The organism is Streptomyces solitudinis (genome assembly GCF_036323765.1).
In the GTDB taxonomy this organism is placed as follows: Bacteria; Actinomycetota; Actinomycetes; order Streptomycetales; family Streptomycetaceae; genus Streptomyces.
Window position 1 is genome coordinate 816,267 of record NZ_JAZDCW010000001.1, and the last position, 20,848, is coordinate 837,114.

The 20,848-nt window shown below is 75.0% G+C and carries 21 protein-coding genes; 12 read left to right on the forward strand and 9 right to left on the reverse strand.

What is annotated here, in order from left to right; translation table 11 throughout:
• Nucleotides 1-98: 98 nt before the first annotated feature.
• Entirely contained in the window at nucleotides 99-1,511 is a 1,413-nt protein-coding gene (locus V1J52_RS03440; RefSeq protein ID WP_330138018.1) for an FAD-dependent oxidoreductase, read from the reverse strand.
• An 87-nt stretch (nucleotides 1,512-1,598) separates the two neighbouring features.
• On the reverse strand, nucleotides 1,599-2,267 hold the full coding sequence (locus V1J52_RS03445) for a DUF305 domain-containing protein (RefSeq protein WP_330138019.1): 669 nt from the start codon (nucleotides 2,265-2,267) through the stop codon (nucleotides 1,599-1,601).
• A gap of 172 nt (nucleotides 2,268-2,439) precedes the next feature.
• Between V1J52_RS03445 and V1J52_RS03450 the strand changes: the two genes are divergently transcribed.
• Nucleotides 2,440-3,921 (forward strand): LVIVD repeat-containing protein, encoded by a 1,482-nt coding sequence (locus tag V1J52_RS03450; RefSeq protein WP_330138020.1) that lies wholly within the window; start codon nucleotides 2,440-2,442, stop codon nucleotides 3,919-3,921.
• On the opposite strand, the gene V1J52_RS03455 is transcribed toward V1J52_RS03450, so the two are convergent.
• From V1J52_RS03455 to V1J52_RS03470, 4 genes are all read right to left on the reverse strand, one after another.
• Nucleotides 3,890-4,582: a TetR/AcrR family transcriptional regulator gene (locus V1J52_RS03455; RefSeq protein ID WP_330138021.1), complete on the reverse strand. Its 693-nt coding sequence runs from the start codon at nucleotides 4,580-4,582 to the stop codon at nucleotides 3,890-3,892. The genes V1J52_RS03450 and V1J52_RS03455 overlap by 32 nt on opposite strands.
• Before the next feature lie 132 nt (nucleotides 4,583-4,714).
• Nucleotides 4,715-5,656 (reverse strand): M56 family metallopeptidase, encoded by a 942-nt coding sequence (locus V1J52_RS03460; RefSeq protein WP_330138022.1) that lies wholly within the window; start codon nucleotides 5,654-5,656, stop codon nucleotides 4,715-4,717.
• A gap of 130 nt (nucleotides 5,657-5,786) precedes the next feature.
• Complete coding sequence (locus tag V1J52_RS03465) at nucleotides 5,787-6,326, reverse strand: DUF5134 domain-containing protein (RefSeq protein WP_330138023.1); 540 nt, start codon at nucleotides 6,324-6,326, stop codon at nucleotides 5,787-5,789.
• 97 nt (nucleotides 6,327-6,423) lie between these two features.
• The gene (locus tag V1J52_RS03470; protein ID WP_330138024.1) at nucleotides 6,424-6,816 is read right to left on the reverse strand and encodes a VOC family protein; all 393 of its coding nucleotides are present in this window, start codon (nucleotides 6,814-6,816) and stop codon (nucleotides 6,424-6,426) included.
• Between the two features lie 53 nt (nucleotides 6,817-6,869).
• Between V1J52_RS03470 and V1J52_RS03475 the strand changes: the two genes are divergently transcribed.
• Nucleotides 6,870-7,427 (forward strand): GNAT family N-acetyltransferase, encoded by a 558-nt coding sequence (locus tag V1J52_RS03475; protein WP_330138025.1) that lies wholly within the window; start codon nucleotides 6,870-6,872, stop codon nucleotides 7,425-7,427.
• On the opposite strand, the gene V1J52_RS03480 is transcribed toward V1J52_RS03475, so the two are convergent.
• Complete coding sequence (locus V1J52_RS03480) at nucleotides 7,411-8,094, reverse strand: glycerophosphodiester phosphodiesterase (protein ID WP_330138026.1); 684 nt, start codon at nucleotides 8,092-8,094, stop codon at nucleotides 7,411-7,413. The two genes, V1J52_RS03475 and V1J52_RS03480, sit on opposite strands and share 17 nt — an antisense overlap.
• 348 nt (nucleotides 8,095-8,442) lie before the next feature.
• Between V1J52_RS03480 and V1J52_RS03485 the strand changes: the two genes are divergently transcribed.
• The 3 genes from V1J52_RS03485 (at nucleotide 8,443) to V1J52_RS03495 (ending at nucleotide 11,815) form a co-directional block, all read left to right on the forward strand.
• Nucleotides 8,443-9,897: a DUF6421 family protein gene (locus tag V1J52_RS03485; RefSeq protein ID WP_330138027.1), complete on the forward strand. Its 1,455-nt coding sequence runs from the start codon at nucleotides 8,443-8,445 to the stop codon at nucleotides 9,895-9,897.
• A 71-nt stretch (nucleotides 9,898-9,968) separates the two neighbouring features.
• Nucleotides 9,969-10,739, forward strand: a complete 771-nt coding sequence (locus tag V1J52_RS03490; protein ID WP_330138028.1) for an SDR family NAD(P)-dependent oxidoreductase — start codon at nucleotides 9,969-9,971, stop codon at nucleotides 10,737-10,739.
• Nucleotides 10,718-11,815: a threonine aldolase family protein gene (locus V1J52_RS03495; RefSeq protein WP_443075700.1), complete on the forward strand. Its 1,098-nt coding sequence runs from the start codon at nucleotides 10,718-10,720 to the stop codon at nucleotides 11,813-11,815. The genes V1J52_RS03490 and V1J52_RS03495 overlap by 22 nt, the downstream gene beginning before the upstream one ends.
• A gap of 90 nt (nucleotides 11,816-11,905) precedes the next feature.
• Here the strand turns inward: V1J52_RS03495 and V1J52_RS03500 are convergent, their stop codons facing one another.
• Entirely contained in the window at nucleotides 11,906-12,619 is a 714-nt protein-coding gene (locus tag V1J52_RS03500) for a lysophospholipid acyltransferase family protein (RefSeq protein ID WP_330138029.1), read from the reverse strand.
• 308 nt (nucleotides 12,620-12,927) lie between these two features.
• Here V1J52_RS03500 and V1J52_RS03505 point away from each other — a divergent pair, with 308 nt between their 5' ends.
• The 5 genes from V1J52_RS03505 (at nucleotide 12,928) to V1J52_RS03525 (ending at nucleotide 17,496) form a co-directional block, all read left to right on the forward strand.
• A complete protein-coding gene (locus tag V1J52_RS03505; protein WP_330138030.1) occupies nucleotides 12,928-13,260 on the forward strand; it encodes a TlpA family protein disulfide reductase in 333 nt (110 codons plus the stop codon).
• A 143-nt stretch (nucleotides 13,261-13,403) separates the two neighbouring features.
• Nucleotides 13,404-13,934 carry a flavin reductase family protein gene (locus V1J52_RS03510; RefSeq protein ID WP_330138114.1) on the forward strand — a complete coding sequence of 177 codons (531 nt, stop codon included), beginning with the start codon at nucleotides 13,404-13,406 and terminating at the stop codon, nucleotides 13,932-13,934.
• A gap of 188 nt (nucleotides 13,935-14,122) precedes the next feature.
• The gene (locus V1J52_RS03515; protein WP_330138031.1) at nucleotides 14,123-14,908 is read left to right on the forward strand and encodes an electron transfer flavoprotein subunit beta/FixA family protein; all 786 of its coding nucleotides are present in this window, start codon (nucleotides 14,123-14,125) and stop codon (nucleotides 14,906-14,908) included.
• 49 nt (nucleotides 14,909-14,957) lie between these two features.
• Nucleotides 14,958-15,920 carry an electron transfer flavoprotein subunit alpha/FixB family protein gene (locus V1J52_RS03520; RefSeq protein ID WP_330138032.1) on the forward strand — a complete coding sequence of 321 codons (963 nt, stop codon included), beginning with the start codon at nucleotides 14,958-14,960 and terminating at the stop codon, nucleotides 15,918-15,920.
• A 232-nt stretch (nucleotides 15,921-16,152) separates the two neighbouring features.
• Nucleotides 16,153-17,496: a DUF6986 family protein gene (locus V1J52_RS03525; RefSeq protein ID WP_330138033.1), complete on the forward strand. Its 1,344-nt coding sequence runs from the start codon at nucleotides 16,153-16,155 to the stop codon at nucleotides 17,494-17,496.
• 34 nt (nucleotides 17,497-17,530) lie between these two features.
• Here V1J52_RS03525 and V1J52_RS03530 read toward each other — a convergent pair whose 3' ends face one another.
• Nucleotides 17,531-18,517, reverse strand: coding sequence for a LacI family DNA-binding transcriptional regulator (locus V1J52_RS03530; protein ID WP_330138115.1), 987 nt, complete (start codon nucleotides 18,515-18,517; stop codon nucleotides 17,531-17,533).
• Nucleotides 18,518-18,706: 189 nt separating this feature from the next.
• Here V1J52_RS03530 and V1J52_RS03535 point away from each other — a divergent pair, with 189 nt between their 5' ends.
• Nucleotides 18,707-19,750, forward strand: a complete 1,044-nt coding sequence (locus tag V1J52_RS03535) for an ROK family protein (protein WP_330138034.1) — start codon at nucleotides 18,707-18,709, stop codon at nucleotides 19,748-19,750.
• Between the two features lie 66 nt (nucleotides 19,751-19,816).
• The gene (locus tag V1J52_RS03540; RefSeq protein WP_330138035.1) at nucleotides 19,817-20,839 is read left to right on the forward strand and encodes an NUDIX hydrolase; all 1,023 of its coding nucleotides are present in this window, start codon (nucleotides 19,817-19,819) and stop codon (nucleotides 20,837-20,839) included.
• The last annotated feature ends 9 nt before the right edge of the window (nucleotides 20,840-20,848 follow it).

The window sequence follows — 20,848 nt, forward strand, 5'->3', positions numbered from 1 at the left end:
CGCCCCGCCGCGCCGCGGGCCACGCCTGCCGCGGGCCACGCCTGCCCCGGGCCACGCCTGCCCCGGGCCACGCCTGCCGCGGGCGCGCAGGGCCGGGCTCAGGCCGGTGAGCCCGCCGCGCCGGTGACGGCGCCGCCGAGGCCGGACGCGCCGGAGCCCGGCTCCCGCGCGGCGCTCAGCAGGCCGTCCCAGTCGGGGATCTTCGCCGTCGTGCGGGACAGGCTGCGGCCGAGCCGCGTCTCGGCCGCCTCGATGCCGAGCCAGCCCGGCCACAGCACGGGGGAGCGGCCCTGGGCCTCCAGCGCCCGCAGCGGGTCCGTGTCGGCCACCGGCCGCCCGGCCAGGGCCCCGGCGTCCGCGAGCAGCGAGGCCACCGTCTCCTTGGCGCACGGCCGGTTGGTGCCGATCACGCCGGTGGGGCCCCGCTTGATCCAGCCCGCCACGTACTCACCGGGCGAGGGCGCGCCGTCCCGCAGCACCCGGCCGCCCTCGTTCGGCACCGTGCCGCTGCGGTCGTCGAAGGGCAGGCCCGCCAGCGGCACGCCGCGGTAGCCGACCGAGCGCAGCACCCACTGGGCCGGAACGTCCTCGAACACCCCGGTGCCCGCCACCCCGCCCTCACCGTCGGGAGCCGTCCGCTCGAACCGCACCGCGCGCACACCGTCCGCCGTGTCGCCGAGGATCTCCACGGGCCGCAGGTGGAACCGCAGTTCGATGCGGCGGTCCTGCCCCGCGGGCGGGGTGCGCGCCCAGGCGCGCAGGGTGTCCAGGTTCCGCCGGACGGCGGTGGGGAGCCCGTCCGGCGCGGTGTCCGCGGGGCCGCCGGCCAGCTCCTCCCCGCGCACGACGACGTCGGTGCCCGGCAGGGTGCCCAGCTCCCGCAGTTCCCTGGTGGTGAACTTCGCCTGGGCGGGCCCTCTGCGGCCCACCATGTGGACCGTGCGGACCCCGCTCGCCACGAGCGCGTCCAGCGGGCCCTGCGGCATGTCGGTGCCGCGCAGTTCGGCGGCACCGCGCACCAGGAGGCGGGCCACGTCCACGGCCACGTTCCCGACGCCGATCACCACCGCCGAGCGGGCCGTGAGGGGGAAGCCGCCGCCCGCGTCCGGGTGGCCGCTGTACCAGGAGACGAAGTCGGTGGCCGAGGAGCTGCCCGGCAGGTCCTCCCCGGGGATGCCCAGCCTGCGGTCGGCCGCCGCCCCGACGCAGTAGACCACCGCCTGGTACAGGCCCCGCAGCTCCTCGGTGGACACGCCGCCGGGGCCGACCGCGACGTTGCCCGCGAACCGCACGCGCGGGTCCTCCAGCACCCGGCGGAGGGTGTGCTGGAGCGACTTGATCTTCTCGTGGTCCGGTGCGACGCCGTAGCGCACGAGCCCGTAGGGACTCGGCAGCCGGTCCAGGACGTCGACGGTCAGGTGGGGCGACCGTTCCTGGTCCAGCAGGGCCTGTGCCGTGTACAGGCCGCTGGGCCCCGATCCGACGACCGCCACACGGGTAAGAGCGCTCACGACAGCGGCTCCCTTCTGCCGGGGTCCCCAGGATGGCACCGCCGCGCCGCGGCCGGGGAGGGGAGCGAGCCGCCGGTGGGTGCTCGATTACCCCATGCGGCGCATCCGTACGATCTCCGCCGTCTGCTGGGCGGCCATCTCCGTGGCCAGCTCCTCCACGGTGACGTCGTTGCCGTCGGCCAGGACGTCCGTGACCATCTCCACCGCGCCCTCGTGGTGGGCGGTCATCAGGGCGAGGAAGCGGGAGTCGAAGTCGGCGCCCCGGGCCGCGCGCAGCTGTGCCAGCTCCTCGGGCGAGGCCGTTCCGGGCATGCCGCCGTGGTCGTGCTCGTGGCCGCCCGCGGCCGGGCCGGCGGCGTCGTTCCGGTCCAGCCAGGCGCGCATGGCGGCGATCTCCGGGCCCTGGGAGACGCGGATGCGCTCCGCGAGCGCGCGCACCGGCTTGCTGCCGCTGCGCTCGGTGGCCAGGTCCGCCATGACCAGGGCCTGCTGGTGGTGCTCGATCATCATCGTCATGAAGGTGACATCCGCGGTGTTCGGGCGGGTCTGCCTGCGCCCGGCCTCCTGCGCCTCCTCGGGGGAGACCGTGCGTGCCGCCTCGCCGGGGGAGCCGGGCGCGATCACCGCCGGGCCGCCGCCTGCGGGCTCGTCCTTCGCCGGTCCGGTGCAGCCGGCCAGCAGGGCGGTCAGCGCGGCCAGCGTGAGCGGCAGGGCGCGCGCGGGGACGCGGCGGGGTGTGCGACGGATCGTCACCATGCCTCCTGGGGCGGGTGTGCCGGGGGTGACCGGCTGGTGCGGCGCCGTGCGGGATGAACGGCTCCTCAGGTAGCCGGTTCTAACCTCTGTTGAGGTGTACATGCAAGCTGCATACTGCTCGCAAGTCCTTACCGCGTTCCTTCCCGAACGGAAGGGCAGAAGGAGGAATCCCGTGACGTCGTTGCACTCACCCCGCGTGCGGCGCAGACGAATCGGCGTGGGCGCCGCCGGACTCGGCCTGCTCGCCGCGCTGCTGACCACCCATCCGGCAGCCGCCGTCCCCGACCCCGGTGACGCGCCGCCGGCCGCAGGCCGGACCACCTCGTCCGAGCGGGCCGCCACCGAGGCCGCCATCGCCCGCGGTGACGTCCCCGGGCCGGGCGAGATCGTCCACAGTGACAACATCACCCACCTGACGACGCTGCCCAAGGGGGCGCTCCAGGGCACCAACTCCGACCTGGCCTTCCAGGGCGACTACGCCTTCGCCGGGAACTACGACGGCTTCGTCGTCTACGACATCAGCCGCCCGAAGGCCCCGCGCGTCGTCAGCCAGGTGCTGTGCCCCGGCGCCCAGAACGACATATCCGTCTCCGGTGACCTGCTGTTCCTGTCGGTCGACTCCTCGCGCAGCGACGACTCCTGCTCCAGCGTCTCCCAGCCCGCCACCGAGAAGGACTCCTGGGAGGGCCTGCGGGTCTTCGACATCAGCGACAAGCGCAACCCGCGCTACGTCTCCGCCGTGGAGACGGCCTGCGGATCGCACACCCACACCCTCGTGCCGACGAAGCGGGACGTCTACGTCTACGTCTCCTCCTACTTCCCGAGCGCGACGTTCCCCGACTGCCAGCCGCCGCACGACGGCATCTCCGTGGTGAAGGTCCCGCGCAAGGCGCCGGAGCGAGCCCGCCTCGCCTCGTTCGCCGGGCTCTTCCCCGACGGCGGCTACCCCGGCGACCCCGGGCGGCCCCAGAACTCCGCGACCACCGGCTGCCACGACATCACCGCCTACCCGGAGCTGAAGCTGGCGGCGGGCGCCTGCATGGGCGACGGGGTGCTGCTCGACATCAGCAAGCCGCAGCGCCCCCGGGTCATCGACCGGGTGCAGGACGCCGAGAACTTCGCCTTCTGGCACTCGGCCACCTTCAGCAACGACGGCCGCAAGGTGGTCTTCACCGACGAGCTGGGCGGCGGCTCGGGCGCCACCTGCAACGCGCGCACCGGTGCGGAGAAGGGCGCCGACGGCATCTACCACGTCACCGGCAAGGGCAAGAAGGCGCAGCTCCAGTTCCGCGGCTACTACAAGATCCCGCGCCACCAGGCGGACACCGAGAACTGCGTGGCCCACAACGGCTCCCTGATCCCGGTGCGGGGCCGCGACATCATGGTGCAGTCCTGGTACCAGGGCGGGGTGTCCGTCTGGGACTTCACCGACTCCCGCCGCCCGCGGGAGATCGGCTACTTCGAGCGCGGCCCGGAGTCGACCGACCGCCTGTCCTTCGGCGGCACGTGGTCCGCGTACTACTACAACGGCCACATCTACTCGAACGACCAGAACGGCCTGGACGTGCTGCGGATCGACGACCGCCGCACCGACAGCGCCAAGCGGGTGCGCATGGACGAGTTCAACGCCCAGACGCAGCCTCGCTACCGCTGACCGCGCAGCGGCACTCCCCGGAGTGCGCGGTGAGTTCCCGGGTCCCGCCGGGCGGTTTCCCGCCCGGCGGGACCCCCATCTCCCACTCCAGGCCGTAGCGGGCGAACAGCTCGGCCCGGAGCCGGGACATCGGCATCGGCGCCCCCGGCAGGAGCACGGCCACGACGGCGCCCATCAGCAGCGCCCGCAGCAGCGGGTAGTCCGTGTCGGGGTCCGTGGAGCCGTAGCGCTCCATGGCCAGGCGCAGGAGCCGGGCCAGCCGCTGCTGCTCCTCACACTGGACGAACCCCTCCTGCTGGAGTATCCCCGCCATGTGGGTGCGCATCAGCGTGGGGTGGTCCCGCGCGAGGCCGAGTATCGCGTCGACGGCCCGTGCCAGCGTCTCGCGCCCCGCCACCGCACCCTGCGGCTCGGGCTGCCGCTCCAGCGCCGCGGCCAGCGTACGGTGCATCAGACGGTGCACGGCGGACTGCAGCAACTGCCGCTTGCCGGGGAAGTAATAGGAGATCAGACCCCGTGCCGCTCCGGCCCGCACCGCGATGTCCCCCAGCGTGGTGGCCTCGAAACCCCGCTCCCCGACCAGCTCGACCGTCGCCTGAAGAATCCGCTCGCGCGAGCGTCGGCGCAATTCTTCGTTGACCGATGCGCTCCGAGGGGACATCCTGTAACTCCTGGTTGACTGGCTCCCAGCCAATATACTCAGCCAGGTGCTGGAGCACGCCCCTGCGGTGCACTTCGGCACGCCGGTCTCGGGCGACGCGGGGGATCGTCCGAGACCGGCCCCACACGGGGCTCAGCCCAGTGCGCGCAGCCCGGGGACGAACGCCACCACCACGGGGACGACGGGCACCAGCGAGGCCAGCGCCGTCGCCCGCAGCCGCCGCCCCACCGGGAGCCGGTCGGCGGGGCCCAGCAGCCGGTCGACCCGCCGCGGGACCGCGTCGTGGTGCGAGGCACACGGCCCGAAGACGCCCCGGTCCTCGTTCAGCCCCACGAGCGCCAGCGCGGTGGTGAGCCGGCCGTGCCGCCGGGAGGCGACGTCGTCGGCGGCCAGTTCCACCAGGTGGTGCATCTGGTGCCGGAACGCGCGGAACACCGGCACCTGGGGGAAGGCCGACGCCAGCGCCGCCGAACAGTGCAGCAGCCAGTCGTGCCGGGCCCGTACGTGCCCCTCCTCGTGCGCGAGGACGGCGTCGAGCTGGCGGCCCCCCAGACGGCGCAGCGCCGCCGTGGTGATCACCAGCCGGGGCGCCGGCCCCGGCAGCCACCACGCCTCGGGGCGCTCACCCTCCAGTACGGTGAGCCGGTCGCCCCGGACCTCCTCCTCGCCGGGCATCAGCGGGGCCCGGGTCCGCAGCTCCGCCCGCTTGGCCCGGCGTCCGGCCCGGGCGCGGATCACCTCGCGGGCCAGCATGGCCGCCGTCCAGACACCACCGGCGAAGAGCGCGACGGCGAGCGCCGCGGCCCAGGGGTGGGCGTCGTCGGAGAGCGCGTACGCGTCGAGGACCTGGCGCGGGGCGGGGGCGAAGACGTGGCCGCGGACGGCCTGCCACGCCTCGGCGGCGCACAGCGCCATGGCCAGGACGCAGCACAGCAGCACGGCGGCCACGACGCACTGCCAGGCCCACAGGGCGAGCACCGGCTCCCGGTCCGCCCAGGAACCGCGGGCCATCAGGCGCGGCGTCATCGCCGCGGTCAGAGCGCCGAGGAGCAGAAGCGCGAACGCGACCGTCATGGGGCCAGCCTAGGACCGGTGACTACCGCCGGGTACGGCGGAGGCGCCGAAGTGACGCACGCCTCAGCCCGGTGACGTGTGGACTCCCCGGCGCGGGAGGCGCGGCGTGCGGACCGACGGGCGAGCGCCGTCACATCCCGAGCAGCATCGCGCACATGGCGAGGGTGAGCGCCAGCCGGCAGGCGTCCGCCACTTCCGGCAGCGCCGCCAGTGGCGCCGGTGCCCCCGCCACCGGGGCTGTGTGGCCGCCCGCCACGGCGGGCGCCGCCGGGAGCAGCCGCGCCCCGGCGGTGAGGGCGTACCCGGCGAAGTAGAGCAGCAGGGCGCCGGTGGCCAGGGGGTGCCCGCCCCCGTGCCCGGCGCCCATGACCACGGCCATGTACCCCATCGCGCACGCCTCGGCCAGGTGGTGGCCCTGGTGCGGTGCGCCGCGCGGGAGCAACGCCAGCGCCCCCGCGCCGGAGAGCCCGGACAGGGCCAGGTACAGGGCCGTGGGCAGCGCCGCGCCCGGCAGCACCATGACCGCCATGGCCAGCCCCATGAACGCCTCGGCACCGGCCGCCTGCCGCCCGGCGCGGCCCCCGGCGTGCCGGGCCCTCGCCAGGCAGACGGCCGCGGCCAGCGCGCACACGGCGGCCAGCAGCCAGCCCACCAGCGCCGGGCCGTGCATGGCCCCACCTCCCCAGCGGCGTCGGGGAGAGGCTGCCCCGGCCGGGGCCCGCACACGGGAGCGCACCGGAGCAGGCACCGGAGCGGAGGGGCGCGCGTCAGATGCCGGGCCGGTAGCGCAGCGGGTGGTCGTCGGGGATCTGCACGACGCACAGCCGCACGTCGTCGGGCGCGGCGAGCCACATCTCCACCAGCCCCCACGGCTCCCGCACCGGTTCCCGCAGCACCGGTACGCCCCGGTCCGCGAGTTCCTGGTGCGCGGCGGCGGCGTCGGCCACCTGGAGCCACAGCCGCAGCCCCGGGGCGCTGGGGCGCTCGGCCCGTCCGGAGACCTCCAGGAAGCCGCCGCCCAGGAAGTACACGGTGCCGCGCTCCGGCCCCGTGCCGAACTCCCGCTGGACGACGAGGCCGAGCCGGCGCCCGTAGAAGTCCCGGGCCTCCTGCGGGTCCGTCGGCCGCAACAACACCCTGCTGCTCAGTACGTGAACCATGCCGCGACCCTAGCCCCCCGCGGCCCGTGGCCGCCCGGCTAGGCTCGGGCCGCATGGAGACCGCGCACCGTACGCCGCTCGCCTTCCGCGCGGCCACCGAGGACGACGTCGAGGCTCTGGTGGCGCTCGTCGAGTCCGCCTACCGGGGAGAGTCCAGCCGGGCGGGCTGGACGACCGAGGCGCACCTGCTGGCCGGGCAGCGCACGGACGCCGACGCTGTGCGCGCCCTCGTGCGGGACCCGGACAGCACACTGCTGGCCGCGGTGCGGGGCGGGGTGACGGTCGCCTGCTGCCACCTGGAGCGGCGCACGCTCGCCGACGGGGCGCCCGCGGCGTACTTCGGCATGTTCGCGGTCTCGCCCGCGCTCCAGGGCGCGGGGCTGGGCCGGCTGGTGCTGGCGGAGGCGGAGCGCAGGGCGCTGGACGCGTGGGACGCCCGCGAGATGCACATGACGGTGATCGAGCAGCGGGCCGACCTCATCGCCTGGTACGAGCGCCGGGGCTACGTCCGCACCGGCCGGTTCAGCCCGTTCCCGTACGGCGACGAGCGCTTCGGTGTGCCGCTGAGGGACGACCTGCGGTTCGAGCTGCTGGTCAGACCGCTGCGCTGACGGCCTCCCGGATGCGCGGCAGGTCGGTGACCACGCCGTCCAGGCCCAGGGCGCGGGCGCGGGCCAGCTCGTGCGGGGTGTTGACCGTCCAGCTGATCACCTCGACGCCAGCGGCGTGGCACCGCCGGACCGTCTCGGCGGTGAGGTGCCGCAGTTCGCACGAGACCATGCCGGCGCCCAGCCGCGCGGCCGTCTCGGGGGCGTCGGGCGTCGACCGGCCGGTCACCAGGGCGATGGGGAGGGCGGGCAGCAGGTTCCGCGTCTCGCGCAGCGCCGCCGGGTGGAAGGAGATCACCCGGACCCTGCGGTGGAGCCCGCGCCGTTCGATCAGCTCGGCGAGCACCCGGGCGGCGGCCGGGTCCTTGATCTCCGCTTGCAGGGGCGTGCGCACCGCGTCGACGACCTCGTCGAACACCGGGACGCGTTCGCCCCGGCCGGCGTCGAGGGCGCGCAGATGCGCCAGGGTCAGGTCGCTGACGCGTCCGGTGCCGTTCGTGGTGCGGTCCACGAGGGCGTCGTGCATCACCACCAGCGCGCCGTCCGCGCTCAGCCGCAGGTCGAGTTCGATGACGTCGAGGCCCTCGGCCTCGGCCCGGCGGAAGGACCGCAGGGTGTTCTCCGGCTCGGCGCCCATCACGCCGCGGTGTCCTACGGTCAGCAGTGCCACGTCTGGTCTCTCCCGGTGCGGCGCGTGTCGGTGCAGGTCAGCGGGCGGAGGGCCGCCCACCGGGCAGCGTAGGCACGGGTGCCCAACGGCGGCTGAACGCCGGGCGACGCGCAGCGGTCGCTGTCACCGCGACGGCGGACCGGACGCCGGTCCGGCCGCCCGAGGCGGCCCGTAAACCGGGGATGTCGGGAATGTATCCATGAACTTCCTGCGAATCTCAGGTGTGGGTGAAGATTCTCTGCAGTTTCCCTGCCTGTGCGGGAGGATTTCCCGTGCCTCCACTTGAGTGCGGCGATGATCTGTGCCTACGGTGGGGTCTACGCGATGTTTTCCCGTGGAGGGATAGTGATGACGGAGACCCTTTCGCCTACGGCTGCTCAGGACGATGTTCTTCCTGTCGCCTCCGCCCGTTCGGCCGCGTCAGCCGGAACGGCCCGGCCCGGAGCCGGAGCGGGCCGTTCCGTCGTCGCCCACCCGGCCTGGGCCGAGCTGAAGGGCGCGGTCGAGCGCATCCGCCCCTGGCAGGAGGCGGACGGCTCCATCGACTTCACGGCCGAGGGCGCCCCCACCCGGGAGGCCGCCGCGGCCGAGGCCGGGCGCGTGGCCGCCGCCGTCGAGGAGCTGGCCCCGCTGCTGCCGCACGACGCCGCCTACCACCGCGCGCTCGTCGCCGACCTGCGCCGCTGGGCCGACGGCGGTTTCGCCGTGCCCGACTTCCTGGACTCCCTGCTCGCCTTCCAGCCGGCCCGGCAGCGGGAGCACGGGCGGCAGCACCTCGTGGTCTTCCCCATGTACACCCAGAACGGCAACCCGGACCGCAACCTGGAAGCCGTCGTCCTGCGCATGGTCTGGCCGGACTGGCTGGCCGAGCTGGAGCGCACCCGCTACGACAACCCGCTGTTCCTCGGCATCACCTTCGAGGACTTCACCAGCGGTTACGACACCCACTCCGCCGTCCTCTTCCCGGAGACGATCGCGGTGCGCGAGGCGCCCGAGCGGTTCAGCTGGGGCGGCATCTTCTGCGACCGCGAGGCGGCCCGCTTCCGCCGGGTCGTCGAGGCGGCCTGCGAGGTCACCAGCCTGGAGCTGCCCGAGGACGCCCGCGGCCTGCTCGCCGACCAGGAACGCGCCCAGCAGACGTTCGTCCTGTGGGACATGGTCCACGACCGCACCCACAGCCACGGCGACCTGCCCTTCGACCCGTTCATGATCAAGCAGCGGCAGCCGTTCTGGATGTACGGGCTGGAGGAGCTGCGCTGCGACCTCACCGCCTTCCACGAGGCGGTGAAGCTGGAGGCCGACGGCTTCCCGCAGGGCCGCGACGTGCAGTACGCGGTGATTTTGGAGCGCCTGTTCCGCTTCCCGGTCACCGGCGAGCGCAACCGCAACTACGACGGCCTCGGCGGCCAGCTCCTCTTCGCCTACCTGCACCGCAGCGACGCGCTGCGGTGGACCGACAACCGGCTCACCATCGACTGGGACCGTGCGCGGGAGGCCACCGTCCGGCTGCGCGAGGAGATCGAGACGCTCTACCGCCGCGGCATCGACCGCCCCAAGCTGGTGCACTGGCTCAAGGCGTACGAGCTGGTCTCCGCCCACCTCGCCCCGCACCCCGGCTCCACCTGGGCCAAGGGCCCGGACGCCCTCGACCTCACCCTGCCGCCGCGCAAGCTGGTGGACGACGTGCACCCGGACGAGTTCCCGCTGAGCATGTTCTACGAGGCGCTGGCGAAGAAGCTGCGGGGTGTGATCGCCTCGACGGAGGGCATCACCGCTGAGCACGTCCGTCCGGTGGCGGCGTGAGCACCGCGGACGGTGCGGCAGGACGGGGCCCGGCGGATGCGGGGCCCGGCGGAACCAAGGAGGCGAACGGGATGACGAGCGCTACCCCGGACAGCGGACGGGTCACGGGACTGGAGGGCGCGGTCGTGGCCGTGGCCGGAGCCGGCGGGCCCGCCGGGCACGCGGTGCTGCTCCGCCTCGCGGAGGCCGGAGCCGTGGTCGTGGGCGCCGACGCGGACCCGGCGCGGCTCGCCGAGGGCGTGGACGCGGCCCGCTTCGCGCACGGCGGTGCCACGGTCACCGGGGACACGGTGGACCTCCTGAGCCTCGACGAGACGCGCGCGTGGGCCCACCGCACCGAGCAGGAGTTCGGACGCGTCGACGGCCTGGTGCACCTCGTGGGCGGCTGGCGCGGCGCGGCCTCCTTCGCCGCGACCGAGCTGGGCGACTGGGACGTGCTGGAGGACCTCCTCATCCGCACCGTCCAGCACACCTCCCTCGCCTTCGAAGACGCGCTCAACCGCAGCGGAAACGGACGCTTCCTGCTGGTCAGCGCCGCTGGGGCGAGCAAGCCGACCGCGGGCAACGCCGCCTACGCGGCGGCGAAGTCGGCGGCCGAGGCGTGGACGCTGGCCCTGGCGGACGCCTTCCGCAAGACGGGGGCCGAGGAGGGGCCGCGCGCCGCGGCTGCGATCCTGGTGGTCAAGGCGCTGGTGCACGAGGCGATGCGGCGGGACAAGCCGCAGGCGAAGTTCTCCGGGTTCACGGACGTGGCCGACCTGGCGGACGCCGTCGCCGGAGCCTGGAGCAAGCCGACCGAGGAAGTGAACGGACACCGCCTGTGGCTCACCCCCAAGCCCTGACGAGGGCCAAGGCCCCGAGGACCGACGCCAAGCAGCACCACGACCCCGGGGTGCGCGGCTTCGCCAGCGACAACTACGCGGGCGCGCACCCGGAGGTGCTGGCGGCGCTCGCTCTCGCCAACGGCGGGCACCAGAGCGCGTACGGGGGCGACGCCTACACCGACCACCTCCAGCAGGTCGTGCGGCGTCACTTCGGCGCCCGGGCGGAGGCGTTCCCCGTCTTCAACGGCACGGGCGCCAACGTCGTCGCGCTCCAGGCGGTCACCGACCGCTGGGGCGCGGTGATCGCGGCCGACACCGCGCACATCCACGTGGACGAGTGCGGCGCGCCCGAGCGGGTGGGCGGGCTCAAGCTGCTCACCGTGCCCACCGGACACGGCAAGCTCACCCCCGAGCTGATCGACCGCGAGGCGTACGGCTGGGACGACGAGCACCGGGCCATGCCGCAGGTCGTCTCCCTCACCCAGAGCACCGAACTGGGCACCCTCTACACCCCACAGGAGATCCGGGCCGTGTGCGAGCACGCCCACGAGCGCGGCATGGTGGTGCACCTGGACGGCTCCCGGCTGGCGAACGCCGCCGCCGCACTCGACGTGCCGATGCGTGCCTTCACCAACGTCGCCGGGGTCGACCTCCTCTCCCTGGGCGGAACCAAGAACGGCGCCGTCTTCGGCGAGGCGGTCATCGTGCTCAACCCCGGCGCGGTACGGGGGATGAAGCACCTGCGCAAGCTGTCCATGCAGCTCGCCTCGAAGATGCGCTTCGTCTCCGTCCAGCTGGAGGCGCTGCTCGCCGGTGACCTGTGGCTGCGCAACGCGCGGCACGCCAACGCCATGGCCCGGCGGCTCTACGAGGGGGTGCGCACCGTCGAGGGGGTGCGCGTCCTGCACCCCGTCGAGGCCAACGCCGTTTTCGCGCGCCTGCCGCACGACGTCAGCGAGCGGCTGCAGAAGCGGTACCGGTTCTACTTCTGGGACGAGGCGGCCGGAGACGTGCGCTGGATGTGCTCATTCGACACCACCGAGGAGGACGTCGACGGCTTCGTCGCCGCCCTCCGCGCGGAGATGGCCGGTTAGACGGCGCGCGGCCGCATGGACCTGGCACCGGCCGCCGGTGATCCGGTGATCCACGCGGGCGCCGCCCGCCGTCCGCGGCGCTGTGGGGCGCTACGCCTGCGGCGCCGGGGCGGGCGCCGTGCCGCCCAGGTGGGCGGGGAGCCACCAGGCGTCGTCCGGTCCGTCGGGCCGGGCCGGGTAGGCGCGCTGCGCGGCTTCCAGCAGCTCCTGGACCCGTTCCCGCAGCCGGTCGGTGACCGAGCCGGCCGACTCGTCCGGGCCGGGCTGGAGCGGGGCGCCGACGCGGATCGTGACGGGGAAGTGGTTGCGGCCGAAGTCCCGCCGCCGTCCCTTCGTCCACAGCCGCTGCGTGCCCCACAGGGCCACGGGCAGCAGCGGGACGGACGCCTCCTGCGCCATGCGCGCCGCACCGGTCTTGAACGCCTTGAGGGTGAACGACGGGGAGATCGTCGCCTCGGGGAAGACGCCGACGATCTCCCCGTCCCGCAGGGCCCGCACGGCGTGCCGGTAGGCGTCCAGGCCCGCCTCCCGGTCCACTGGTATGTGCTTCATCGCCCGCATGAGCGGCCCGGACACCTTGTGCCGGAAGACCGACTCCTTGGCCATGAACCGCACCAGCCGCTTCGCCGGGCGCGCTGTCAGCCCGGCGAAGACGAAGTCGAGGTAGCTGACGTGGTTGCTGACCATGACGGCACCGCCCCGCTTCGGCACGTGCTCGGTCCCCTGGATGTCGAAGCGCAGGTCGAGCACCTTGAACAGGGTGCGCGCGGCGCCGATGACGGGCGGGTAGACCAGCTCTGCCATGGAGGACCCTTCGTGAGGATGTGCCTGCCGGAGGGTATGCCCGGCCCCGCCCAACCTACGCGTGCGTAAGTTGTCCCGGCCAGACGGCTGCGGAGAGATTCCGGTCACCAGTGCGATGCTTTCACGCCACCGGCAGCCGGGAATGCCCTCGCGCGCCCGGACGTTCACCGGGGACGCCCGCCCGCGGTCCCGGGCGGGCCGGCGGGCGCACGGTCAGCGGCGGAGGGGCCTGTGGTCAAGAGGCTGGCGGTCAGAGGCTGGCGGCGAAGAGGAGACGGGCCTTCGGGGCCCGGCGCGGGAGGAACACCATGGAGGCATCGGGACACCGGCCCGGGCGGCTCGCCGCCGAGGAGGTCGGCGTCGCCCGGCTGGGCGAGCGCGCCACCCTCCTCCAGTTCTCCACGGCCTTCTGCCAGCCCTGCCGCGCCACCCGCCAGGTCCTGCGCCAGGTGGCCGCCATGGTCCCCGGCGTGACGCACGTCGAGATCGACGCGGAGGAGCGGCTGCCGCTGGTGCGCCGGCTGGCCGTCGAGCGGACCCCCACCGTCCTCGTCCTGGACCCCGCCGGCGTCGTCGTGCGGCGCGCGAGCGGGCTGCCCCGCACTGCCGACGTCATCGCCGCACTGGGCGCGGTGCTCTAGCCGCGGCGCTCCGGCGCGCCCGGCGGGGAGCGCCCGCGCGTGAGCGGTCTCGCATCCGGCCGGTCCGGCTTGACGCTGCGCCCCTCCTCTCGTCAGGGTGACGCTATGGGTGAGGTCATACGCGGGAGCCGCTGGTGAGCGGGGTGCGGCGGGGGGACGCCGCGGCGAGCGCGCGGCGGGACGGCGCCGAACTGCTGCGCGACGCGTTCCGCCGCCACGCCGCGGGCGTGGCCGTGATCACCGCCGTGGACGCCCCGGCGGAGCGGGGCGGTGCCCCTCGGCCCGTCGGCTTCACGGCGACCTCCCTGACCTCGGTGGCCGCCGAGCCGCCGCTGATCTCCTTCGGGGTCGGTGAGAACTCCTCCAGCTGGCCCGCGCTGGCCGCCGCCGGGCACGTGGGCGTGCACGTCCTGGCCGAGCACCAGCGGGAGCTGGCCGAGACCTTCGCCCGCAGCGGCGCGGACCGCTTCGCGTCCCCGGTGCGCTGGCACGCGGGTCCGCACGGGGTGCCGGTGCTGGAGGGCGTGTGCGCCTGGCTGGTCTGCGAGATCGCCGCCCGCGTGCCGGCGGGGGACCACCACGTGGTCATCGCCCGGGTGTGCGAGGGGAGCACCGCCGGGCCGGTCCGTCCGCTGCTGTACCACCAGGGGCGCTTCAACGCGCTGCGTGATTGAGTGGTGCCGTCCGGCGGCGTTGGCAAGGTCACAGTTAACCGGCCTTGCTCCATGGGAAAGTGATGGATGTACTGGCGAGTAATAAACTGGGCGGACGGGCCGGTCCGCCCGACCGGAACCCGCCCCGGCAGGCGCCTATGCTGCCTGCTCAAGGCAGCCCGTAAAGACGATGCAGTAGGAGAGCCGGCGTGAGCTTGAGGATCGTTGTCTGTGTGAAGTACGTGCCCGACGCCACCGGCGACCGGCACTTCGCCGAGGACCTGACCACTGACCGTGACGCGGTGGACGGCCTGCTCTCGGAGCTCGACGAGTACGCGGTCGAGCAGGCGCTGCAGATCGCCGAGAACGCCGACGACGCCGAGGTCACCGTGCTCACCGTGGGTCCCGAGGACGCCAGTGACGCGCTGCGCAAGGCGCTGTCGATGGGGGCCGACAAGGGCGTGCACGTCGAGGACGACGACCTGCACGGCACCGACGTCATGGGCACCTCCCTGGTCATCGCCAAGGCCGTCGAGAAGGCCGGTTACGACCTGGTGATCTGCGGCATGGCCTCCACCGACGGCACGATGGGCGTGCTGCCGGCGCTGCTCGCCGAGCGCCTGGGCGTACCGCAGGTCACGCTGCTCACCGAGGTCGCCGTGGACGGCGGCAAGGTGACCGGGCGCCGCGACGGCGACGCCGCCAGCGAGCACCTTGAGGCCGCTCTCCCGGCGGTCGTGTCGGTCACCGACCAGTCCGGCGAGGCCCGCTACCCGTCGTTCAAGGGCATCATGGCCGCCAAGAAGAAGCCAGTGGAGTCCTGGGACCTGGACGACCTGGACGTCGAGGCCGAGGACGTCGGCCTGGAGGGCGCCTGGACCAAGGTCGAGGACGCCACCGCGCGTCCGGCCCGCACCGCGGGCACCGTCGTCAAGGACGAGGGCGAGGGCGGCAGGCAGCTCGCCGAGTTCCTCGCGGGCCAGAAGTTCATCTGAGCCCGGCCGTCCGCCTCAAGCCCGCCCTTATCCCCGCAGGAGCACTCCCATGGCTGAAGTCCTCGTCTACGTCGACCACGTGGACGGTGCCGTCCGCAAGCCCACCCTGGAACTGCTGACCCTCGCCCGCCGCATCGGCGAGCCGGTGGCCGTCCACCTGGGTGCGGGCGCCGACACCGCCGCCCCCGTCCTCGCCGAGTACGGCGCGGTGAAGATCCTCGCCGCGGACGCGGCCGAGTACGCCGACTACCTCGTCGTGCCCAAGGTGGACGCGCTGCAGGCCGCGGTCGAGGCCGTCTCGCCCGCCGCCGTCCTGCTGCCCTCCTCCGCCGAGGGCAAGGAGATCGGTGCCCGCCTCGCCGTCCGGCTCGGCTCCGGCATCATCACCGACGCCGTCGACCTGGAGCCCGGCGACGACGGCCCGGTGGCCACGCAGTCGGTGTTCGCCGCCGCCTTCACCACGCGGTCGCGCGTCAGCAAGGGCACCCCGGTCATCACCGTCAAGCCGAACTCGGCCGCCCCGGAGGCCGCTTCGGCCGCCGGCACCGTCGAGCAGCTCGCGGTGACCTTCGGCGAGCTGGCCACCGGCACGAAGGTCGTCTCCCGCAAGGAGCGCGAGTCCTCCGGCCGCCCCGAGCTGACCGAGGCCGCGATCGTCGTCTCCGGCGGCCGCGGTGTCGGTGGTGCGGAGAACTTCAACGTCGTCGAGTCCCTCGCCGACTCGCTGGGCGCGGCCGTAGGCGCCTCGCGCGCCGCCGTTGACGCCGGCTGGTACCCGCACGCCAACCAGGTCGGCCAGACCGGCAAGTCCGTCTCGCCGCAGCTCTACGTCGCGGCCGGGATCTCCGGCGCGATCCAGCACCGGGCCGGTATGCAGACCTCGAAGACGATCGTGGCCGTCAACAAGGACGCCGAGGCCCCGATCTTCGACCTGGTCGACTACGGCGTGGTGGGCGACCTCTTCACGGTCGTCCCGCAGCTCACCGAGGAGGTCAGGACCCGCAAGGGCTGACGCTCCCCGTTTCGGACGGCCGGGGGCCGCGCGGTGCAAGACGCCGCGCGGCCCCCGGCCGTCCGCGTGTGCGCGCGGCCCCCGGCCGTCCGCGTGTGCGCCCGGACGCCCCGGGCGGCGGCGCGGTCCCGGCGCACCGGTTGACGGGCCCGGAGGCGGAGGCATAGCGTCCCAGCACAACTTCAACGTTTTGTTGATGCCGGGGACGGCGGCGGAAGGGCAGGGAGTGCTGATGACGCAGGGCGAACCGGTCGGGACGGACGCGGCGGTGGGCACCACGTTCCCCGACGCCGTACGCGCGCAGGCCGGGGCCGCGCTGGCCGCCGTCGACGCCGAGCTGGAGCGGCGCTACCCCGGGGACCCCGGCACCCGCCAGCCGGTGCACACGGTCTACGTGCCCGGGGACGTCTTCGGCGCGGACACCGTCCGCTCCTGGGGTGACGCCGCCCTCGCCCTGCTGGACCAGCACGCCCCGGACGCCGACGCGTTCGGCGCCGTGCTCGGCCTGGAGGGCGGACTGGCCGCGGCCGTCCACGAGCGGGTGCGGGCGAAGCTGCTCCGCGAGCCGGTGGAGGACCTGCGGATCGACTTCGAGGACGGCTACGGCAACCGCCCCGACGCCGAGGAGGACGCGGCGGCGGCCCGCGCCGCCGCACTGGTGGCGGCGGCCTGTGACGACGGCGACCCCTCTCGCGTGCCCCCGTACCTCGGCATCCGGCTCAAGTGCATGGAGGCCGCCGTGCGCGACCGGGGCATCCGCACCCTGGACGTCTTCCTCACCGGCCTGATGGCGGCGGGCGGCCTGCCCGGCGGCCTCGTTCTCACCCTCCCGAAGGTGACCTATCCCGAGCAGGTCGCCACGATGGCCCGGCTGTGCGAGCAGTTCGAACTGGCCCGCGGCCTCCCACCGGGGCGCATCGGGTTCGAGATCCAGATCGAGACCAGCCAGTCCATCCTCGGCCCTGACGGACGCGCCACCGTGGCCCGGATGATCGACGCCGCCGGCGGCCGCGCCACCGGCCTGCACTACGGCACCTTCGACTACAGCGCCTGCTGCGGAGTCAGCCCCGCCCACCAGTCCCCGGACCACCCCGCGGCCGACCACGCCAAGGCCGTCATGCAGGTCGCCGCCGCGGGCACCGGGGTGCGCCTGTCGGACGGCTCGACGAACGTGCTGCCGGTCGGCGGGCGAGCCCAGGTGCACGACGCCTGGCGGCTCCACCACGCCCTCGTACGCCGCTCGCTGGCCCGCGCCTACCACCAGGGCTGGGACATGCACCCCGGCCACCTGCCCACCCGCTACGCCGCCGTCTACGCCTTCTACCGGGAGGGCTACGCGGCCGCCGCCGCCCGGCTGGCCGCCTACGCGCGCCAGGACGCCGGAGCGGTGCTGGACGAGCCCGCCACGGCCAAGGCCCTCAGCGGCTACCTGCTGCGCGGCCTGGACTGCGGGGCGCTGGACGACGCCGAGGTCGTCTCGGCCACCGGGCTGAGCCGTGCCCGCCTGGAGGGCTACGCCGCGCCGCGCCGGGGCGCGCTGACGGCCGCCGCCCCGGCGCGGGACGGCGCCCCGTAGGGCGGCGGCCGGGTACGCGGCCGCGCCGCCCCGCTCAGGGGGACGGCGGCAGCTCCCCGGAGCCGCGGCGGATCAGCCGGGTGGGCAGCTCCATCCGGTGCGCCGCGTCCCGGGCACCGGCCAGGCGGCGGAACAGCAGCGCGGCGGCCGTCCGGCCGAGCCGGGCGGCGTCCTGCGCCACCACCGTGACCGGCGGGTCCAGCAGGTCGGCCAGTTCCAGGTCGTCGAACCCGACCAGCGCCACCGGCCGCCGCAGCCCCGCCAGCACGCGGACGACGGTGGCGGTCACCCGGTTGTTGCCGGAGAACAGCGCGGTGACCGCCTGCGGACCCGACAGCATCCGGACCGCGTCCGTCCGCACCCGCTCGGGCGTCGTCGGCCCGAGCGCCGTCCAGTCCGGGGCCACCTCAAGGCCGGCGGACGCCATCGCCGCGCGGTAGCCGCGCAGGCGTTCGGCCGCGGTGTGGATGCGGGGCGCGTCCCCGAGGAAGCCGATCCGGCGGTGGCCGTGGGCGATCAGGTGCGCCACGCCGTCCCGCGCCCCGGTGAAGTTGTCCGACAGGACCGTGTCGGCCTCCAGCCGGGACCCGGGCCGGTCGACGAAGACGACCGCCGTCCCCGCCGCCGCCTCCGGCTCCAGGTAGGCGTGGTCGTCACTGGCCGGGACGATGATCAGCCCGTCCACCCGGCGGGCGCAGAAGGCCAGCGCCAGCTCCCGCTCCCGTTCCGGGTCCTCGGCGCTGGAGCCGTGGAACAGCAGGGCGCCCTCGGCCCGCGCCGCGTCCTCCACCGCCCGGCTGAGCGGGCCGTAGAAGGGGTCGGCCAGGTCCTCCAGCACCAGGCCGATGCTCGCGGTGCGCCCCTTGCGCAGGATGCGTGCGCTGTCGTTGCGGCGGAAGCCGAGCGCCGCGATCGCCTCGCGCACCCTCCGCTCGGTCTCCTCGGTGACCCCGGACTCGCCGTTGACCACCCGGGAGACCGTCTTCAGCCCCACCCCGGCCCGGGCGGCGACGTCCTTCATCGTGGGCCGGGCGCCGTAGCGGCGGTCGGGCGCCCGGTGGGCACGCGCGGTCTCGGCCACTGCACTCCTCACCTGTCGTGTCGGCCCGGTGGCGGGCCGCGGCCCCGGTCAGCGGGCCGGACCCGAGCATACGGCGGCCGTCCGGGGCCGCCTGGACAACGTTGTCTTCGGCAGGCGACCATACCCGGCATGGATCACGACCTCGTCGCCGCCCTGGACATCGGCGGCACCAAGATCGCCGGAGCCCTGGTGGACCGGGACGGCGTCCCGCACCACCGCACGCGGCTCCCCACCCCCGCGCGGGAGACCGGCGACCGCGTGTTCGCCGCGGTGGCCGGCGTGCTCGGCGCGCTGCGCTCCGCGCCCGGCTGGGACCGGGTGACGGCGGTCGGCATCGGAAGCGCCGGTCCCGTCGACGCCCGCCGCGGCACGGTCAGCCCCGTCAACATCCCCGGCTGGCGCGACTACCCCCTGGTGGAGGGGGTCCGCGCGGCGGTGGGCGGCCTGCCGGTCACCCTGGTCGGCGACGGAGTCGCCATGACCGCCGCCGAACACGCCGGCGGCGCGGCCCGCGGCTGCGCGGGCGCCCTCGGCATGGTCGTCTCCACCGGGGTCGGCGGCGGGCTCGTGCTGGACGGGCGGCCGTACCCCGGTCCCACCGGCAACGCCGGGCACATCGGCCACCTGAGCGTCGACCTCGACGGTGAGCGCTGCCCGTGCGGCGGACGCGGCTGTGTGGAGCGCCTCGCCAGCGGCCCGAGTATCGTCCGCCACGCCCGCGCGCTGGGGTGGCGCCCGGGCGACGGCGAGGACGCGGGTGCCGCCGGGGTCGCCGCCGCCGCCCGCGCCGGGCACCCGGCCGCCGAGGCGGCCTTCGCCCGCGCGGCCCGCGCCCTGGCGGCCGCCATCGCCGCCACGGCCGCGCTCACCGAGATCGAGACCGCGGTCATCGGCGGGGGAGTGGCCCAGGCGGGGGACGTGCTGTTCGGCCCGCTGCGCGCCGCCCTCGCCGACTACGCCACCCTCTCCTTCGTCCGGGGCCTGCGGGTCGTCCCGGCCGCCATCGGCAACGACGCCGGGCTCGTCGGGGCCGCGGCCGCCTGCCGGGCCGCCGCCACCGGACCGGCGGCCGCTGCGGCGGCGGGCACCGCTTCGGCCCCGGACGCTCAGTCCGGCCCGGCCCCGGCCCCGCCCGCCGGGCCCGTACCGGTGCCCGCTCCCACGCCCCGCTGAGGGCGCGGCGTTTGGGTGGCAGGGTGAAGGGGGCACTGAACCGGGGGCGGACCAGGAGGGGGAACCGTGATCGTCTGGCTCAACGGCGCCTTCGGCGCGGGAAAGACCACCGCGGCACGGGAACTGGTGCAGCTGCTCCCCGACAGCACCCTGTTCGACCCCGCACTGGTCGGCGCCGCGCTGCACGGCATGCTGCCGAAGGAACGCCTCGCGCAGGTGGAGGACTTCCAGGACCTGCCCGCCTGGCGGCGGCTCGTCGTGGACACGGCGGCGGCGCTGCTCTGCGAGGTGCCCGGCCCGCTGGTCGTGCCGATGACACTGCTGCGGCAGGACTACCGCGACGAGATCTTCGGCGGCCTGGCGGCGCGCCGCATACCGGTGCGGCACTTCGTGCTCGACGCCGACGAAACGATCCTCCGCGCCCGGATCGCCCGCGGTGCCGCCACCGACGCCGAGGACACCCGGGCCTGGCGGCTGCGCCACGTCACCGCCTACACGGCCGCCCGGCGCTGGCTGACCGCCGACGCCCGCACCGTCGACACCGCCGCGCTCACCCCGCGGGAGACGGCCGAGGCGGTGGCCCGCGCCGTCCGCGCCGGCGCGGGCGCCTGCGCCATCGTGCAGACCCCGGAGCCGTCGGGCGAGACCGTGGCGGCCGGGGTCCTCCTCTTCGACGAGGAGGACCGGGTCCTGCTCGTCGACCCCACCTACAAGCCCGGCTGGGAGTTCCCCGGCGGCGTGGTGGAGCGCGGCGAGGCCCCCGCCCGGGCCGGGATGCGCGAGGTGGCCGAGGAACTGGGCCTGCGCCTGGCCGAGCCGCCCCGGCTGCTCGTCGTGGACTGGGAGCCGCCCGAGCCCCCCGGGTTCGGCGGACTGCGGCTGCTCTTCGACGGCGGCCGGCTCACCAAGGAGGCCGCCCGCGGGCTGCTGCTGCCCGGCGCCGAACTGCGCGGCTGGCGGTTCGTCACGGAGACGGAGGCCGCGCACCTGCTCCCGCCCGTCCGGCGGGAGCGGTTGCGCTGGGCGCTGCGGGCACGCGAGCGGGGCCGCCCCCTCAACCTGGAGGCGGGCGTCCCCGTCGGCGAGTGAGCCGGCGCC